Origin of the sequence: Paenibacillus glycinis, from assembly GCF_009909185.1 — a bacterium.
GTDB lineage: Bacteria > Bacillota > Bacilli > Paenibacillales > Paenibacillaceae > Paenibacillus_Z > Paenibacillus_Z glycinis.
Genome location: NZ_JAAAMV010000001.1, coordinates 697,003 through 716,061, shown reverse-complemented (window position 1 = coordinate 716,061; position 19,059 = coordinate 697,003). Strand labels below are relative to the sequence as shown.

General features: G+C 61.9%; 12 protein-coding genes and 1 other annotated feature. Of the genes, 10 read left to right on the top strand and 2 right to left on the bottom strand.

The annotated features are described in order from the left end of the window. Positions 1-42: 42 nt before the first annotated feature. The 6 genes from nadD (at position 43) to leuS (ending at position 6,174) form a co-directional block, all read left to right on the top strand. A complete protein-coding gene (nadD, locus tag GT019_RS03400) occupies positions 43-633 on the top strand; it encodes a nicotinate-nucleotide adenylyltransferase (RefSeq protein WP_161741493.1) in 591 nt (196 codons plus the stop codon). Then, positions 620-1,195: a bis(5'-nucleosyl)-tetraphosphatase (symmetrical) YqeK gene (gene yqeK / locus GT019_RS03395; RefSeq protein ID WP_161741161.1), complete on the top strand. Its 576-nt coding sequence runs from the start codon at positions 620-622 to the stop codon at positions 1,193-1,195. Before nadD ends, yqeK begins: the two co-directional genes overlap by 14 nt. Further along, positions 1,192-1,539 (top strand): ribosome silencing factor, encoded by a 348-nt coding sequence (gene rsfS / locus GT019_RS03390; protein WP_161741159.1) that lies wholly within the window; start codon positions 1,192-1,194, stop codon positions 1,537-1,539. The genes yqeK and rsfS overlap by 4 nt, the downstream gene beginning before the upstream one ends. Next, positions 1,536-2,564, top strand: coding sequence for a CvfB family protein (locus GT019_RS03385; RefSeq protein ID WP_161741157.1), 1,029 nt, complete (start codon positions 1,536-1,538; stop codon positions 2,562-2,564). Before rsfS ends, GT019_RS03385 begins: the two co-directional genes overlap by 4 nt. 8 nt (positions 2,565-2,572) lie before the next feature. After that, a complete protein-coding gene (locus GT019_RS03380; RefSeq protein WP_161741155.1) occupies positions 2,573-3,328 on the top strand; it encodes a class I SAM-dependent DNA methyltransferase in 756 nt (251 codons plus the stop codon). An 89-nt stretch (positions 3,329-3,417) separates the two neighbouring features. Beyond that, positions 3,418-3,656: a binding site (T-box leader), on the top strand. A 79-nt stretch (positions 3,657-3,735) separates the two neighbouring features. Beyond that, the gene (leuS, locus tag GT019_RS03375; RefSeq protein WP_161741152.1) at positions 3,736-6,174 is read left to right on the top strand and encodes a leucine--tRNA ligase; all 2,439 of its coding nucleotides are present in this window, start codon (positions 3,736-3,738) and stop codon (positions 6,172-6,174) included. Between the two features lie 60 nt (positions 6,175-6,234). On the opposite strand, the gene comER is transcribed toward leuS, so the two are convergent. Beyond that, positions 6,235-7,074 (bottom strand): late competence protein ComER, encoded by an 840-nt coding sequence (gene comER / locus GT019_RS03370; RefSeq protein ID WP_161741150.1) that lies wholly within the window; start codon positions 7,072-7,074, stop codon positions 6,235-6,237. Between the two features lie 234 nt (positions 7,075-7,308). Between comER and GT019_RS03365 the strand changes: the two genes are divergently transcribed. From GT019_RS03365 to GT019_RS03350, 4 genes are all read left to right on the top strand, one after another. Beyond that, on the top strand, positions 7,309-8,013 hold the full coding sequence (locus GT019_RS03365; protein ID WP_161741148.1) for a ComEA family DNA-binding protein: 705 nt from the start codon (positions 7,309-7,311) through the stop codon (positions 8,011-8,013). A gap of 68 nt (positions 8,014-8,081) precedes the next feature. Further along, positions 8,082-9,374, top strand: a complete 1,293-nt coding sequence (locus GT019_RS03360; RefSeq protein WP_161741146.1) for a homocysteine synthase — start codon at positions 8,082-8,084, stop codon at positions 9,372-9,374. A 34-nt stretch (positions 9,375-9,408) separates the two neighbouring features. Then, positions 9,409-9,939 (top strand): deoxycytidylate deaminase, encoded by a 531-nt coding sequence (locus GT019_RS03355; protein ID WP_161741144.1) that lies wholly within the window; start codon positions 9,409-9,411, stop codon positions 9,937-9,939. 211 nt (positions 9,940-10,150) lie between these two features. Continuing rightward, complete coding sequence (locus GT019_RS03350) at positions 10,151-12,979, top strand: ComEC/Rec2 family competence protein (RefSeq protein ID WP_161741142.1); 2,829 nt, start codon at positions 10,151-10,153, stop codon at positions 12,977-12,979. 365 nt (positions 12,980-13,344) lie between these two features. Here GT019_RS03350 and GT019_RS03345 read toward each other — a convergent pair whose 3' ends face one another. Further along, positions 13,345-18,855, bottom strand: coding sequence for a DUF7507 domain-containing protein (locus tag GT019_RS03345; protein ID WP_161741140.1), 5,511 nt, complete (start codon positions 18,853-18,855; stop codon positions 13,345-13,347). Positions 18,856-19,059 lie beyond the last annotated feature (204 nt).

Below are 19,059 nucleotides of genomic sequence, written 5' to 3'. Positions count from 1 at the left end.
GGGGCTACTACGGCAGAAATCGAAAGGGGCTGCGGGCAGTTGATTAAAGTTGGATTCATGGGCGGAACGTTCGATCCGATCCATTACGGGCATTTGCTTGCCGCCGAGACCGCGAGAGAGGCATGCGGCCTGGACGAGATCTGGTTTTTCCCGTCGGGTCATCCGCCGCTGAAGGACCATGGGCCCCGGGCCGACGGCGCTTCGAGGCTGGAGATGGTATACCGGGCAATCGATTTTCAGCCGCATTTCCGCGCGATGGACGTCGAATTGGAACGGGAAGGAACCAGCTTTACGATCGATACGATCAAGGAGCTGAACGGGATTTATCCCGGGCGGACCTTCAGCATCATCATCGGGACGGACCGCGTCAACGATCTGCCGAAGTGGCACGAGATCGAGGCGCTGGCGGAGATGGCGTCGTTCATCGGCGTCACCCGCGCCGGAGAGGCGTTTCGACTGGAGCAGCTGCCGGCCTTTATTACGGACAAGCTGACCGTGGTCGAGATGCCGCTTATCGATATCTCGTCGACGGCGATCCGGGAACGGGTCGCGGAAGGACGCTCCATCCGGTTCATGGTTCCGGAGAAGGTGCATTCGTTCATACGGAGGAACGGACTTTATGAATCGCAGTGAGATGATGGCGGCCGTCAAGGCCGAGATGCCGGAGCGCCGCTGGACGCACACGCTTGGGGTCATGGAGACGTCGATCATCCTCGCCGAGCGTTTTGGCGGCGACCCCGAACGGGCCGAGCGGGCGGCGATTCTGCACGACGTGGCGAAGTATTGGCCGACGGCGCGGATGGAGACGATGATCAAGGAGCACGGCCTGCCGGAGGAGCTGCTGCGCTACGATAAAGAATTGTGGCATGCGCCGGTCGGCGCGTTCGTCGCGGAACGGGATTACGGCGTGTCCGATGCCGAGATTCTGGATGCGATCCGCTATCATACGTCCGGGCGCGAGCGCATGACGTTGATGGACAAGATCGTCTGCCTGGCTGATTACATGGAGCCGGGGCGGGATTTTCCGGGCGTGAAGCACATTCGGGAGCTGGCCGAGCATAGCTTGAATAGGGCGCTGCTCGCGGGCTTCGATTCGACGATCATGTATTTGCTGCAGCAGGGCCGGCGGATTTTCCCGCTGACCATCGCCGCGCGGAACGATTTGATTTTACACCTACAGGAGGCTGGAGAATGACAATTAGCTCGGAAGGGCTGCTGCAAGCGGTAGTCGCGGCGGCGGAAGAAAAGAAAGCCCATAACATAGTGGCGCTCGATCTGAAAAACATCTCGCTCGTCGCGGATTATTTCGTGATCTGCCACGGCAACTCGGACGTGCAGGTACAGGCCATCACGACCGAAATCCGCAAGCAGGCGGAAGCGCGCGGCGCGCGCGTGCGCGGCATCGAAGGCGCGGACAGCGGCAGATGGGTGCTCGTCGACATCGGCGACGTCGTCGTGCACGTGTTCCATCGGGAGGAACGCGAATATTACAGCATCGAACGGCTCTGGTCGGATGCGAAGGTCGTGGAGTTCGCATGAACCTCATAGCAGGGACAACCATGAATTTAAGGGTGGCGCGCGAAGTGTCGCCCTATGGTTATTTTTTGACCGACGGCGAATCGGAAGTGCTGATGCACTACACCGAGCTCGTCGGGAAAAGGCCGGTCATCGGCAACTCCTACGAGGTCTTCCTGTTCTTCGATTCCGAGGACCGCATCGCGGCGACGATGAAGAAGCCGCTCATTCAGCTCGGGGAAGTCGCGCGGCTGGCGGTCGCGGACATTCATCCGCGCATCGGCGCGTTTCTGGAGATGGGCCTCGGGCGGCAGCTGCTGCTTCCGCTCTCGGAGCAACCGGAACTGAAGGAGCTGCGGCCCAAGCGCGGCGACGAAGTGCATGTCATTCTCGCGCACGACAAGATCGGCCGTCTCGTGGCGAAGGTCGCGTTCGAGGAGGAGCTCGCGGAGCTCGCGTTCCATGCGCCTTCCTCGTGGCATAATACATGGGTAGAGGGATGGGTCACGAAAACGCTCAAGATCGGGTCGTTCGTCATGATCGACGGCGGCGTGCTCGGCTTCGGCGCGTACGGCTTCATTCCGGCGGACGACCGGACGCGGCTGCTCCGGCTCGGCGAGCGCGTGAAAGCGCGCGTGACGTTCGTCCGGGAGGACGGACGCGTGAACCTGTCCATGCAGCAGCGCAAAGAAGTCGGCCGTCTGGAGGATTCGGACCGGATCCTGAGCTTCATGAAGGAACGTCCGAACGGCGCGATGCCCTACTCGGACGAGACGCAGGCGGACATCATCAAGCTGAAGTTCGGCATCAGCAAAAGCGCGTTCAAGCGTGCGCTCGGCAAGCTGATGCGCGACGGCCTTATCCAACAGGACGGCAGCTGGACGAAGCTGACGGAGAAGGGCGAGTCGGCTGACGGCGGAACGGGCGATTCCGCGGACCGGACGGCGGCTGCCGAAGGCGCCGCAAGCGCAGCGGCTTCATCCGTCCGCGCTTCGGCGAGCGGTCTAAGCGCTTCCGAATCGTCCGCGAAGCCGGATTCGAAGGAATAGGCGGCGCGATGGAAGCTTATACGCAATTTGCCGCCGTATACGACCGCCTGATGGCGGACATGCCTTATCCGCGGTGGATCGCGTTCGCGGAGGCGTGCTGGCAGCGATACGGGAAACCGGCGACCGTCGTCGACCTGGGCTGCGGCACGGGCAGCATCGCCCTTCCCTTGGCGCGCAGCGGCTATACGGTATACGGCATCGACCTATCGTCCGATATGCTGGCGGTCGGGCGCAGCAAGCAAGGCGAAGCCGCCGGCAGCGGAACGGTGACATGGCTGCAGCAGGACATGACCGAATGGGAGCTCGGGGAATTGGCGGACAGCGTCCTTTCGTTCTGCGATTGCATCAACTATTTGACGGAAGACGACGACGTGCTGGCCGCGTTCGCGGCGACCTATCAAGGGCTGAAGCCCGGCGGGCTGTTTCTGTTCGACGTGCATGCGCCGAGGACGCTTCGCCGTTATGCGGAGGAGCAGCCCTTCGTGCTGGACGAGCCCGACGTCGCGTATATCTGGACGAGCGAGCTCGACGAGGAACGGATGGAAATCGAGCACCATCTGACGATTTTCGCCGATGCTTCGGGGGGCCGGGGAGACGCGTTTGCGCGAATCGAGGAAATGCACGTGCAGCGCGCCTACGATGCCGAATGGATCCGTGAAGCCTTGCTGGCTACGGGCTTCACGCGCGTGGACCTGTTCGGGGACTTCGAGCTCGAGCCGGCGGACGACGGCACGGAGCGGCTGTTTTTCGCCGCCGTCAAGTGACGCCTGTCCATTATTGGCGGTGCTGGGCGTTCCTGCCTTGACACGGACGGCGCGGCTTCATTATAATCGAACTAACCATTTTCAACATGAATGAGGCATTGAAGAGGAGCAGTAGCTTCGAAAGCGTATGGTCAAGAGAGCCGGCGGGTGGTGCGAGCCGGACCAACGTGAAGCGAACTCGCCTTGGAGCCGCATGAACCGACTGATCCTCCGATCAGCGATCATCATGCCGATTCGCCCGCGTTAAGGGTATAGAGTGAGCGGGGGTAAAGCATACCGTCCGTTAACTAGGGTGGTACCACGGGAGCGTAATCCTCTCGTCCCTAGCGTATATCGCTGGGGGCGGGAGGTTTTTTATTGCGGTCTGCGCGCTTGCGCAGGATAGCGAACAGGGAGGCTAATGGATCATGACACAGGAACGCCAGGAACAACAGGGGTATAACCCGCTCGTCATCGAGCCGAAATGGCAGCAGCATTGGGACGCGAACAAGACGTTCAGAACGACGGAAGACGCGGGCAAACCGAAATTTTACGCGCTCGACATGTTTCCGTACCCGTCCGGGGCGGGACTTCACGTCGGCCATCCGGAGGGTTATACGGCCACGGACATCGTGTCGCGGTACAAGAGGATGCGCGGCTATAACGTCCTTCACCCGATGGGCTGGGACGCGTTCGGACTGCCGGCGGAGCAGCACGCGCTCGATACGGGCGAGCATCCGCGCGAGATCACGGTCAAGAACATCAACAATTTCCGCCGCCAGATCAAATCGCTCGGCTTCTCGTACGATTGGGACCGCGAGTTCAGCACGACGGATCCGGATTATTACAAATGGACGCAGTGGATTTTCATCCAACTTTTCAATAAAGGGTTGGCTTACGTCGCGGAAGTGCCGGTCAACTGGTGCGAGGCGCTCGGCACGGTGCTGGCGAACGAAGAAGTCATCAACGGCCTGAGCGAGCGCGGCAACCATCCGGTCGTCCGCAAGCCGATGCGCCAATGGGTGCTGCGCATTACGGAATACGCGGAGCGCCTGCTCGAGGATCTGGAAGAGCTCGACTGGACGGAGAGCATCAAGGACATGCAGCGCAATTGGATCGGCAAGTCCAAGGGAGCGGAAGTCACCTTCGCGATCGACGGCCACGACGCCTCGCTCGTCGTGTTCACGACCCGTCCGGATACGCTGTTCGGCGCCACGTATTGCGTGCTTGCGCCCGAGCATGAGCTCGTCGCGGCGATCACGACGGCGGAGCAGCAAGCCGCGGTGAAGGACTATCAGGAGACGGCGGCCCGCAAGAGCGATCTGGAGCGCACGGACCTGAACAAAGACAAATCCGGCGTCTTCACGGGCGCTTACGCGGTCAATCCGATCAACGGCGTCCGCGTGCCGATCTGGATCGCCGACTACGTGCTCGCAGGTTACGGAACGGGCGCCATCATGGCGGTTCCGGGCCACGACGAGCGCGACTGGGAGTTCGCGAAGCAGTTCGGCCTGCCGATTCTGGAAGTCGTGCAGGGCGGGGACGTAAGCGAGGCTGCTTTCGCCGGCGAAGGCCCGCATGTCAATTCCGGGTTCTTGGACGGCTTGGGCACGGAAGAAGCGATCGCGAAAGCGATCGCCTGGCTCGAAGCGGAAGGCAAGGGCCAAGGCAAGGTGACGTACCGTCTCCGCGACTGGCTGTTCAGCCGCCAGCGGTATTGGGGCGAGCCGATTCCGATTCTCCATCTGGAGGACGGCACGATGAAGCCGGTGCCGGACGACCAGCTGCCGCTGCTCCTGCCGGACGTCGATCAGATCAAGCCGTCGGGCACGGGCGAATCGCCGCTGGCCAACGTGACGGAGTGGGTGGAGACGATCGACCCGGAGACCGGCATGCGCGCGCGCCGCGAGACGAACACGATGCCGCAATGGGCGGGAAGCTGCTGGTACTACCTGCGGTTTATCGATCCGCACAACGATCAGGAGCTTTGCTCCAAGGAAAAGCAGAAGGAATGGCTGCCGGTCGATCTCTACATCGGCGGCGCGGAGCATGCGGTGCTTCACTTGCTGTATGCGCGTTTCTGGCATAAGGTGCTCTACGATATCGGCGTCGTCGATACGAAGGAACCGTTCCACAAGCTCGTCAACCAAGGCATGATTCTCGGGATGAACAACGAGAAGATGAGCAAATCCCGCGGCAACGTCATCAACCCGGACGATATCGTGAACGAATACGGCGCGGACACGCTGCGCATGTACGAGATGTTCATGGGACCGCTGGAAGCGACGAAGCCATGGAACACCAACGGCGTCGAAGGCATGTACCGCTTCCTCGGCCGCGTATGGCGCCTGTTTATCGGCGAGAACGGCGAGCTGAGCGAGAAAATCGGCGGCGATGCCGCGGATGCGTTCAAGCGCACATGGCACCGCACCGTGAAGAAAGTGACGGACGACTACGAGAATCTGCGCTTCAACACGGCGATCAGCCAGCTGATGATTTTCGTGAACGAGGCTTACAAAGCCGAGACGCTGCCGCGCGAAGCGGCGGAGCATTTCGTGCAAATGCTCTCGCCCCTGGCGCCGCACATCGCCGAGGAGCTGTGGTCGAAGCTGGGCCGCACCGACACGCTGACATACGCGGCTTGGCCGGCGTACGAAGAAGCTTGGACGGTGGACCAGGAGGTCGAGATCGTCGTGCAGGTGAACGGCAAGATCGTCGATCGCCTCTCGATCGCGGCGGACATGGACGAAGCGGAGATGGAACGCGTGGCGAAGGCGTCGGATAAAGTGTCCGAAGCGATCGCGGGCAAGACGGTGCGCAAGCTGATCGTCGTGAAGGGCAAGCTGGTCAACATCGTCGTCGGGTAAGCCGGCAGGCGAACGGTCATCCCCAAAAGAGGTGAACGACCTCTTAACGCAAAGCATGCGTTAAGGGCCGTTCACCTCTTTGCCGTACAAGGCTTCGGAGACGCGCTCCAGATCTTCGTGATATTTGGCGTGCGTCGTGCGAATGACGCGGTTGAACACGCCGTCGAGCTCGCGGTTCAGCAGGGCGAGCGCCTGCGCCGTGATGCCGCCCGGCACGACGACCCGGGTCTGCAGCTCTTCCGGCGACATCCCGCCGGAGGTCAGCAGCTGCCCCGTTCCGTGCAGCATCTCGCTGGCGATCAGCCTGGCCTGCTCGCGCGGAATGCCGGTTTCCTCGGCGGCCGCGTCGATGAACCGCTGCAGCAGGCAGGCCATGATGGCGGGGCCGACGCTGGACAGATCCGAGACGATGCGCGTATGGGATTCATCGATTTGGAGCGGTTCGCTTATATAGGAGAGCAGGCCGTTCAGCCTGGCGATGTCGGCGTCGGTCATGCGGCTGCCGTACATGCAGAGCGAGGCGCCGCTGCACATGTAATTGGTGATGCTCGGAATGACTTTGGCGATTTTGCAGGGCAGCTCTTCCTCCAGCTGATCGAGCAGGACGGGACTCGTGATGGAGACGACGAGCTGATTCGGCTGCACGGCATCGCGAATGCCGTCGAGGACCGTCTTGTATTCGAGCGGCTTGACGCAGAGGAAGATTACGTCCTGATCGGTCACGGCGTCGCGGTTCAACGGGACCGCCTGCAGGCCGGGATGGCGATCGGCTAAGCGAACGGCTTTCGCGAACGTTCGATTGCTGGCCGTTATTTGCGATGGTTTGAGTGCTCCCGATCCGATAAACGCATCTATAAGCAGGCTGCCCATGCTCCCAATCCCGATAAACCCGACATTCATTGCAATCCCTCCCGTGCGCCTTTTTTGCATCGGCGCGGCTTCAACAGCTTTGAATCTTCAATCATGCAGCCGATCGGCCTCGCTCCGTAGGCGTCGGCCCGTTCCGACTAACGCTCGCGTACGGCGGCTGCGACCGTACCGGTGATGCCTCTTACTACACTATGCCGGCGGGCAAGGCCAACATGACCATTTTTCTGGAAAATGATCGCAAGACGACCAAAAGGGGGAAATACGATGTTAAAGCGATTGATGGATCGAAAGCGCTGGAGCGGGATGCAGCTGATAGCCGGCCTGTGCATCGCCGTCTCCATCGCGTTGCTCGCGGCAGCGCTGCTGCAGAAAGGTTCGGATGACCAGCCGCATTGGACGGCGATGAACGCGCAGGTGGATCATGCGCTGGATTCGATCGAACAAGGAAAGGCGGACCGGCAGGCGCAGGCGGGAGGAAAGGAAGCCGACGCGACGAAGGCCGCAGCCGCGCAGAAGCCGGCTGCCGGAGCGAAGGGTGCGCCGGCTGCTTCAGCCACCGAGTCGGACGGAGCGGCGCAGAAGCCAGCTGTCGGAACGCAGGATGCGCCGGCTGCCGGTGCGGCAACCGGCGGCACGGCGGATGAAGCTTCAACCGCCGTCGATGCGACAAAAGGCGCAGCGGCGGAAACGGACGGAGAGCCTCCTTCCACGCCGCAAAGCGGTGCAAGCGCGGCAGATGATCCGGACACGGCTTCGTCACCCTCCGCGGACGGGAAAATCGACGTCAACCACGCGACGTCCGCGGAGCTTGACGCGCTTCCGGGCATCGGGGCGGCGAAAGCGGAAGCCATCGTCGCGGAGCGTGAACGGGGCGGACCGTTCCGCAGTGCCGACGACCTGCTGCGCGTCAAGGGAATTGGTCCGAAACTACTAGATACGATGAAGTCTCTCATTGTTCTCGGGCCATGATTATGCGACAATGGCAGAGATAGGGTCTCCATGGCGGCCCTTCCATTCAGGCGAGGAGGAGATTTCAAATGTCCGAACAACGCAAGCTTTCGATTGAAACGCTATCCGTCCACGGAGGCCAGGAAATTGACCCGACGACCCTTTCCCGCGCAGTGCCGATCTATCAAACGACTTCCTACGGCTTCCGCGACACGGACCATGCGGCGAACCTGTTCGCATTGAAGGAATTCGGCAACATTTATACTCGCATCATGAATCCGACCAGCGACGTGTTCGAGAAGCGGATCGCCGCGCTTGAAGGCGCGCCGGCCGCGCTTGCCGTCGCTTCCGGACAAGCTGCCATTACATATTCGATCTTGAACATCGCCGAGGCGGGAGACGAGATCGTCTCGGCTACGAGCCTGTACGGCGGGACGTACAACCTGTTCGCCAACACGCTGCCCAAGCTCGGCATCCGCGTCAAATTCGTCGATCCGTCGAATCCGGCCAATTTCGAAAGCGCGATCACGGACAAAACGAAAGCGCTGTATGCCGAGACGATCGGCAATCCGCGGGGCGATGTCATCGATATCGAAGCGGTGGCGGACATTGCCCACCGGCACGGCATTCCGCTGATCATCGACAATACGTTCCCGAGCCCTTATCTGTGCCGTCCGATCGAACACGGCGCGGACATCGTCGTGCATTCCGCGACGAAGTTCATCGGCGGGCACGGCACGTCGATCGGCGGCGTGGTCGTCGACGGCGGCAAATTCGACTGGCGGGCCAGCGGCAAATTCAAGGGTCTGACGGAGCCGGATCCAAGCTACCACGGCGTCGTTTACACGGAAGCGGTCGGACCGGTGGCGTACATTATCAAAATGCGCGTGCAGCTCTTGCGCGATATGGGCGCGGCGCTTGCGCCGTTCAATTCGTTCCTGCTGCTGCAGGGCTTGGAAACGCTGCATCTGCGGATGGAGCGCCACAGCTCGAACGCGCAGGCCGTCGCGCGGTTCCTGGAGCAGCACGAAGCGGTGGAATGGGTCAATTATCCGGGGCTGCCGAGCCACCCGTCGTACGACCTCGCGCAGAAATATTTGCCGAAGGGGCAGGGAGCGATCCTGACGTTCGGCATCAAAGGCGGCATCGAGGCCGGCAAAAAACTCATTAACGCCGTCGGGCTGTTCTCGCATCTGGCGAACGTCGGCGATTCCAAATCGTTGATCATCCATCCGGCCAGCACGACGCACCAGCAGCTGGAGGAGAACGACCAGTTGGCCGCGGGCGTCTCGCCGGGCATGATACGCCTGTCCGTCGGCACGGAAGGCATCGACGATATATTGCACGATTTAACGCAAGCGATAGCGGCAAGCCAGCAGTAACCGCAAGCGCGGGAGGAAGGAAGTCTCGTTAGACATGGCACAGGACGTACAAGACAACGCGAGAAAAGATTGGGATACCTACTTCATGGACATCGCGTATATGGTTTCGACCCGCTCGCGCTGTCCGAGGCGACACGTGGGTACGGTGCTCGTGCAGGGCAAGAAGCTGCTCGGCACCGCCTATAACGGCGCGCCGATGGGCGTGGCGGATTGCTCCGAGGACGGCTGCATGATCGTGGAGGAGTACGAATTGCAGGTCGAGGACGGCGAGGAACGGATGATCAAGAAGCAGCGCTGCATCCGGACCATTCACGCGGAGCAGAATCTGCTGCTGTTCACGGACCGGATCGACCGCGAAGGCTCCACGGTATACGTGACGGACCAGCCTTGCTGGACGTGCGCGAACATGCTCGCCAACAGCGGCGTGAAGGAAATCGCGTATCATCGCGCTTACTCGAAAGACAGCGATAAAGTGATCGCGCTGATGCGCGTGAAAGGGATCGTGTTTCGCCATTTGTCCGCCTACGAGCCGCCGGCTCAAGCGGGCATGACCGTCGTCTCTTAATGAAATCATGCATCCAGGAGGAAGAACCTCCGGCTGCCCCCGGGAAGCAATGCTTGGCCTTATTCGGCCGGGCAGGGCTTCTCGCGGCGCGCCGGAGGTTTTTTCGTTTGGCGGCTTGCGATATCGGATGAAGATAGGCAGATTCGCCGCAACAAGATTGGCGCCGTCGCCGCGTGGCTGACGGCGATCGACGAAAGGAGGCGGCCGCACGATGAATGCAAGGCCACTCGTTTGGTTCACGGTTTGCTGGGTGCTGGGGAGTTCCGCCGCTGCATCCATGCCTGCGCGCGGCATGGCGCTCGCCGGCGCCGCGCTGCTTGTCGCGCTGGCGGGGCTGGCTCTGCTGCGCCGCAGCTCATGGCCGCTTGCCGCCGCTTGCTTGGCGGCGTTCGGGTTGGCGGCCGGGCATCGGGCCTGGTCCGATGCCCGCAATATCACCGCGCTGCCTGCGCTATACGCGGCCGCGCTCGCGGCTTCGCCGGCGGATGCCGCCGAGTATACGGCGGCGCTGACCGGGATTATCGTGTCGCCTCCGGAGATTGACGGCGACCGGGTGCAATTTCGCGTGGCGGGCAGCAGTCTGAAGCTGCCGGATGCCGGAACTGCCGCGGACGTGAAGCTGGACGGCGAACGGATGCTCGTGCAGGTCAAGCTCGCGAAGGAACAAGAGCTGACGAACGCGGCCTCATGGCATCGCGGGCAAAAGGTAGCCGTTGCCGGAGCGCTGTCGATCCCGTCGGCGCGGACGAATTTCGGCGGCTTCGATTACCGCGCGTACCTGCACGGCCAGCGGATTCACTGGCTGCTTGGCGCCGACGGCGCTTCCGCCGTGCAGACGAGCGCCGGCCCGCGCTGGAGCACGGCTGCGCTGCTGCGCCCGATGGACGACCTGCGCGCCGAACTCGGCAAGCGGATGGACGCGCTGTATCCCGGCATCCAAGCCGGTTACATGAAAGGCCTCGTCCTCGGCATAAGCGACGATCTCGATCCGGACGTGTTCCGACAGTTTTCGCAGCTGGGTTTGACGCATATTCTGGCCATATCCGGCCTGCACGTCGCCGTATTCCTCTACGTGCTCGGAGGCCTGCTGCGGCTCCTGCGCATGACGCGGGAACGCATGCTGCTCATCGTGATCGCGGCGGTACCGTTCTACGTCTTTCTTGCCGGGGCTTCGCCGTCGGTGGTGCGCTCCGGCATCATGGCGATGCTCGGCCTGGCGGCTGCGCGCCTGCACAAGCTGAAGGACGGGCTGCATCTGCTGGCGGCCGCCGCGCTGCTCATGCTGATATGGGATCCGTACATGCTGGGAAACGTGGGCTTTCAGCTCTCGTTTCTCGTGACGGCGGGCCTTATGCTCGGCTCGCAGCCGATCCGCGGCCTGCTTCCCCGCGGCAGGAAATGGTGGACGACCGCGCTGTTCGATCTGCTCTCGGTCACGGTAGTCGCCCAAGCCGTCTCGCTGCCGCTGACGGTCTATTATTTCAATCAAATGCATGTGCTGTCGATCGCGGCGAACCTGGTGCTCGTGCCGTTCATCAGCTTCGTCGTCATGCCGCTCGGAGGAGCTTCGCTCCTGCTGGAATGGCTATGGCATCCCGCGGGCGCGCTTGCCGCCCAGGTGGCCGGCATCGGCAACGAGCTGACCTTCGGCTTCGTCCTGAAGCTGAGCAGCTTGAATCGCTTCCGGCTGATCTGGGCGACGCCGCCGCTCTGGTGGGTGGCCGCATTCTATGCGGTTCTGGCGGCGTTGTTCAACGCGCTGAACCGCCTTCAGGCCGCAAGACGCGATGCGGAGGAAGCAGTGAGCATGGACGCGGGGGCGCCTCGGCCGGACGCGCCTTTAAGCGGTCACGCGTCGATTGGAGATTCCGCGTCGGAGGACGACGAGACACAGCCGTTGCGCCGATCTCTCCCGCCGCACGGGGACGGCGGACACGGCAGCGCCGTTCATCCGGCTTCCTCGCTCGTGCCCGGCTTCGGCGGCGGCAATGGAGACGGCGAATGGTCGGCTCCGTTCATCGAGCTTCCGTCAGCCTCGTCCGGCGCCAGAAGGAAGAACCGACTGCTTGCCGGATTGGCGGCGTTGTCCTTGGCGGCGCTGCTGGTCGGCGCTTATTTCCCCGACGCGTTCGACCGGAACGGCTATATCGATTTTCTCGATGTCGGCCAAGGCGATTCGATCTTTATCCGCACGCCCGAGGGCAAGCATATTCTGATCGACGGAGGCGGCGCCGTCGTATTCGGGAGCCGGGAAGCTTGGCGGCAGCGCAAGGATCCCTATGAGGTCGGACGCAAGGTCGTCGTGCCGCTGCTGCAGCAGCGCGGCGTGCATCGCCTCGACCTGCTCGTGCTCTCGCATCTGGACAGCGACCATATCAAGGGACTGATCGCCGTGATGGAGAACGTTCCCGTTCGCGCGGTGCTGTGGAACGGGTCGGTCAAGGATTCGGCGGATGCCGTGAGCTTATTGAGGGAAGCGGTCGACGCCGGCATTCCGTTATATCGCGCGGAGGGCGGGCGGAGCTGGACCGTCGATCGGCATGCCGCGCTTACCATCGTCGGCACGCCGCCGGCGCTGATTCACGAGGGGGACGCGGGAACGGTCCCCGAGGCCGACGAGCAGAACGGGGAGAGCGTCCCGCTGCTCCTCGACCTGTACGGGCGGCAATTCCTGTTCACCGGCGACGCCGATGTCGCGGAGGAACGCAGCCTGCTCGGCCAAATGAGCGGCGCGACCGGCAAAGCTGCCGCCGACTCTCCGCCGCCATCGTCTTCGCCGGCCATCGATGTCATGAAAATATCGCATCACGGCAGCAAGACCTCGACATCGGATGAATGGCTAGCTTACTGGAAGCCCGCCGAGGCGGTTATTTCCGTCGGGCGGAACAATACCTACGGACACCCGCACCCGACCGTCGTGGCGCGGCTGCAGCAGGCGGGAATCCCGATGGCGAGAACGGACCTGAACGGGGAAGTGCAGTTCAAGGTCGGGCCCGATCATCGTTTAAGCGAGCGCACGATCTATCCTGCGCAGAAATGACGGACGCTGCGCGCCGGAACATGGAGGTCGAGCATATTAGGCTTGCGAGTCGGTCATGAAGCGCCGGAACCAGATAGAATGCGGTTGGAGCGACATGAATCGAAATCGATGCGGGAACGAGGGGATGACACTGCCGTTCGCCAGCTGCCGCAATCCGTACCGCCGTACGACCCAATGAAGTTTCCTGCAAGCCTGAAAAAACCCCGGGATGCCGCAGCGGACGCGGCATTCCAGGGTTTTGGAGTATTCAGCAACCGATCAGCACGAGAACGAGGCTTACGCGGCTTGCCGCTGACGCTCGCCTGCGGACCATTCATTCGCAACCGCAGCCGATTAGATCATAACCCTTCCCATGCGCATCGTGTTTACTCCTCGGATTCGAAGACCTCCAAGGCGACCCGATTGGAGGCGGACGTTCCCCGCAGCTCGAAGTCGGTTCGGAATTCGAAGCTCGCGAAGGCTTGGTTGACGAGCGTATCGTCGGGCTGTTCCTTGTCGATCCGGACCTTGAACGCGACGTCGACGCTCGCCCCGGGCTTGAGCGCGCCCAGCCGAAGCCCGTTTTCGAAGTTCGGGTTTGCGACCGGCTGTCCGTTCACCGTCACGCTTCCGGCCACGAGCGATACGCCCGCGGGCAGCGGATCCCTCAAGCTGACGTCGTGGGCCGTCAGCCGCGTCGGATTGGATAACCTCACGTTGAACTCCACGAAGCCTTTGACTTCCGCGGTGGTACTCGAAGCGCTCTTCTCGACGAGGAGACCGACGACGAGCAGCTCTCTGGACGCAAACTGGGGTTCGGTCTCGTTCGAGACGGCTTCCGCGCGATTGACGATCACGGATCCCGGGACGGCGTCCTCCGGAATGAAATAGAACTCGAATAAGGTAAAGGCCGCTTCCGGCAGCAATTCGGCCGTCACGACGCTGATCGACGTGAGCGGATCGGTCAACCGCACGCGATGCAGCGGGATGTTTCCGATATTCGCCACGGTCAGCGTCACGGGAACGCGCTGTCCCGGCAGGCCGAGCGAAGGGAAGTCCTTCGTTAAGCCGAGCCGCGGTCCGGGCAGCACCGTGACCGAGCTTTGCGCGGACGTCACGACCGTCTCGGTGGAGGAGACGAATACTTCGTTCGTGATCAGCGAATTGACCGTCGCGTCGGCGGCGACCGGCACGACGGACGTCAGTCGGATCGTCATGCCCGACGGGAGCGAAGTGACGTTCTCGCTCAAACGGACGAGCGGGTCCTCGATGAACAGGTTCGTCAGCGTGTCGTTGGATGTGTTCGTAATGTCCGTCACGAACGTGATGGACGTGCCCGGCTGCACGGAAGGCGACAATGCGGTTTTGGTCACCAGGATGGAGTAGCCGGCCACGATTTCGATGAACGTGATCGCTTGCTGCGGCGGCGTTTGGTCCGAAGTCGCGGTCGCGATATTGATGATCCGCGATCCGGCGATCGCGTCGGCAGGGACGCGATACACGGCGGTGATCTCCAGCGTCGACTGCGGCCGAATGACAGAGATCGTCTCGTTCAGATTGACGAGCGGATCGACAAGCACGATGCCGGTCAGCGGCGTATTGCCGGTGTTCGTCAATTCGAGCGTGTAGATCAGCATGTCGCCGGGGCTGACGGTGACGTTATCCTGCAACTTTCTGAGCGTCAACGCGGGAGCCGCCGTCACGAGCACGCTCGCTTCCGCGGAGACGGGAAGCGTCTGGTCGGAAAACACGGTCGCCGTATTGATGATCGTCGAGCCCGCCGGCGAAAGCGGCGGAATCGTATAATTGACCACGACCGTTTTCGATGTTCCCGGCAGAAGCGTCGGCACGATCTCGAACCACCCGAACAGCGGATCCGAAACGATGACGTTCGTTAACGTGACCGCGGACGTATTGGTCACGACGATCGTGAACGCGATGACCGCGCCTGGCGCGCCTTGGACCGGGTCGGCTGTTTTGGCGATCGCGATCGTGGCGGCTGCGCCTACGCTGATGAATGCGGTGGCCTCGACCGGAACCGGCGTCTGGTCGGATGCGGCCGTGGCCGTGTTCGCGATGATGGTGCCGACCGGCAAGGCGGGCACGATGAACGGCACGACGAAGCTTTGGCTTGCTCCTGGCGCGAGTGACGGGAAGACGGTCGCGAATCCGAGCTGCGGATCGTTAACGGCAATGTTCGTCAGCGTCGCGTTGCCCGTGTTCGTGATGGTCAGGGTGTAGTCCACCGATTCGCCGGGAAGGGCGGACGAGACATCCGCCGTCTTCGAGAGGGCCAGGCTCGGCGCGAACAAAATGTCCACTGTCGCGGAGGAACTGATGCTGAAGCCGGCGACCGTCGCGGTCGCGACGTTGGTGAACGCCGAGCCGGCCGGCGTGCCGGCCGGAATCACGAAGGGGATGAGCAGCGAGATGCTTTCGCCGGCGTCCAGCGACGCGATCGTTTGATCGACTCCGATGATCGGATCGGTTACGTGAATATTGTACAGCGTTATGACGGTATTGTTCGTGACGATGATCGTATATTCCACGGTTTCGCCGGGCGAAGCGACTTGCGGCTCTACCAGCTTTTGAATGCTCGCCGAATCGGTTGGAAGCGGCGTTACCAGCACCTCGGCGCTTGCGTCGAACGTTGGGGTCTCCAAGGAACCGGCCGATGCCCTATTGACGAGGATCGAGCCGGGAACGGCGTCGGCCGGCACCGTGAACGGAAGGATGAACGTGACGCTCCCCCCCTGCGCCAACGAAGGAATCAGCGCGTCGAGCGGCGGATTATCATCCGTTACGATGCCATTTCGCAGCGTCGAATTGCCGATATTCGTAACCACGACGGTGTAAATGACCATCTCGCCCGGGTATGCGACGGTGACATTGCCGGACTTCGTTATGGCGATGCCGGGAATGGCAAGCACGATGACCTGCGCTTCGGCGGATACGGGAGGGGTCTGGTCGGAGGACGCGGTGACGACGTTCGTGAAGACCGTTCCGGCTGGAGTGTCCGCCGGCACGATGAATTCCAGGGTGAAGGTTTTCGTTTCGCCCGGCAGCAGCGTCGGAAAGCTGTCGACGATGCCGAGGAATTCGTCCACGAGCACGACGTTCGTCAAGGCGATCGCCGAGGAATTGGTCAGGCCGACCGAGAAAACGACCGTCTGACCCGGCACCGCGCCGGGAACGTCGGCCGTCTTCGTAAGCGTGATGGACGGCGAGCCCACGACCGTCAAGGCCGCCGAGGCGAAGACCGGAGCAGGCGTCTGGTCCGATGCCGCAGCCGCCGTGTTGGTCAGAATCGTTCCGGGCGGGACGGCCGGCACGGTAAAGGGAACATTGAATTCGGTCACCGCGCCGATGCCAAGCGAGGGCACGAATTCCTGAATGCCGAGATCGCCGTCCACCAGCACCACGTCGGTCAGCACGACATTGCCCGCGTTGGCGATCGTCAGCGTGTAGGTGACCGAGTCTCCGGGATTCGCGATCGCGGGCGTTACGGACTTGGTCAGGGTCAAGCTCGGCACCGCGGCGACCGTGACCTGCGCCGAGGCGGTTCTGACCGGCGTCTGATCGGAGAAGACGCTGACGATATTGGCGATCACGGACCCGGCGGCCGAACCGAGCGGAACCGTGAACGGAATTTCGAACGCAACCACGGCATTGGCGGGCAGCGAGCCGATGGACTGCTGCAGGCCGATCGTCGGATCGGAGACGACGACGTTCGTAATCGGCGCGTTCGACGTGTTGGTCACGGTCACCGTATAGATGACGGTCGCTCCCGGAGCGGCAATCGTGGGAGAGGCAATCTTTTGGATGGACACCGAGAATACCGGGGCCACGATAATTTCGCTGGACGCCTCCGCGGGCGGGGTTTGATCCGTGATGACGAAGGCGGTGTTGAAGAATTTCGTTCCGGCTGGCGTGCCGAGCGGGACCGTGAAGAACGCCTCGGAAGCACTCTGCGCGCCGATCCCGAGGAAGTCGATCGTCGTCGAGAACGAGAGGGCGGGATCGCTCACGACGACATGCGTCAGAGGCACGTTGCCCGTGTTCGTGACGACGATGTCGTAAATGACGGTATCGCCCGGCGCGACGGCGGGCCGCCGCGGCGTCTTCGTGATCGTGATCGAGGCCACGGGCGAGACGGTAACTTGAACGGTCGCGGTTTGCGTGCCGAGCGAGGACTGCAGGACGGCCGTATTCGTGATCACCGTCCCTGCCGCGGTGCCTTGAGGTACGGTGTACATGCCGGTAAAGACGGACGAAGCCTGCGGGTTCAGTTGGACGATCAATTGGTCCAAGCCGAGCAGCGGATCGGTCAAGCGCAGGTTGAACACCGGCGTGATCACGGAATCGTTCGACACGGTTACGGTATATTCGATCGTATCGCCGGGCAGCGCCGTCGCGCGATCGGCGGATTTGGACAGCGAGACGGAAGGCGTCTCCGTGATGAAGACCGACGCTTGGGCGGATACGGGAGCAGGCAGGTTCGACGCGTCGAGAATCGCGGTATTGACGAGCGTGCTTCCGATGACGGCATTGCCCGGAACCGTGTACGGAAACGTCGCGATGGTGCCGCTCACGAACGTGGGAAAGAACAGATTGAGCCCGAGCGTCGCGTCGGTGAGGGTCACGTTTTGCAGCGACGCTTGCCCCGGATTCACGACGGTGAACGTATAGTTAATCGTGTCGCCCGGAGCCGCGCTCATCCGGTCGGCGGTTTTGATCAAGCTGACGTCGAAGAAGCCTTCGATCGTAATGGTGACGGAGCTGGATTGCTGGGGCGTTTGGTCGCTCTGGGCGAAAGCCGTGTTCAGATAACTGGTGCCGGGGTCTCCGGGCTGTACCTCCGAATTGATCGTAAAATCGACTTGTTGGCCCGAAGAAAGCGACGGCACCGTTTGATTGAAACCGAGCAGCGGATCGCTGATCTGGACGTTGGTCAGAATGCCGCCGCCGGTGTTGCTCACCTGGATCACGTAGGTGAGCGGCGTTCCGACCGTGCCGGAGAACGAGGTGCCGCCGTTTACCGTTTTGCGGATTGTCAACGACGGCGTGCAGGCGACCTCCGGCAGGCAGCCGATGAACGGAATGGTGTGGGCTTCCAGCGTGCCTGTCGTATTCACGAACGATTGGGCGACCATCGTGCCGTCGATATTGCCGAAGCCGACGGCGCTCCATACGGCAAGCGGAGCCAGCACCGAACCCTTGATGGACAGGTTGAGGTTGAACGCCGAAGTTGCCTGGAAAAAATTCCAAAGAATTACAGATCCGTTGCTTGGCGTAGGCTGCCCGCCGTTGATGAAGATGGTGTAGTTGCCGAAACCGACCCCGGTTCCGGATATATTGACGAGCACGGTCGAGCCCGGGGGCGTGACGATGTTGAGTGAGTTGGCCGATGCCAGAGACACGCCGGAGCCGGCTACGTTATTGCCGTTGATCGAGAAAATATTAAGCGTCGGACTGCTGCCTGTCAGCGTGATGCCCCCGAACGCGACGTTTACCGTTCCCGTCGGCGCCAAGGCGCCCCAAGAGGCGGAGGCGCATGTCAAATACTGCCCGGCCGCGGCAAAATCGATCGGCGTGCCTCTTTGCGGCTGCGGCAAAACGCCGTTGTTGTTCGTCATGGTGTAATTCACGATCGTCCCGCCGGGGCTGATCACGCTGTTACCGCTAAAGTTCGTGCCTCCGATGATGTCCATGTTGCCGCCCACGATCAGATCGGCCCGCGTCGTGGATACGTTAAGCGCGCTTCCGATTCCATAACTGCGGTACGTCGCGTTGCCTCCTACCGCGACCCTTCCTCCCGCATCCACGAAAGACTGCGTATGATTGCCCAGCACGAAGACATTGAAATCATTTGCCACGCCGAGATTCGCACAAGCCATCGTACACCTCCCAATTCCGAATCGTGCTTACCTAAAATGGCCGCTGTTGTTTATTTATTCGTCGCGTTTCGCATTCATTCCCGATTCTTCGAGGTGCCGTCCCGTTACTGGCACACGGCCGAATATTTCTATCATCGGCATGGATAATGCTTCCCGCGCTGGAAAAGACTAAGCCCAACGGCTTCCTCCACTATCCAGAAGAGA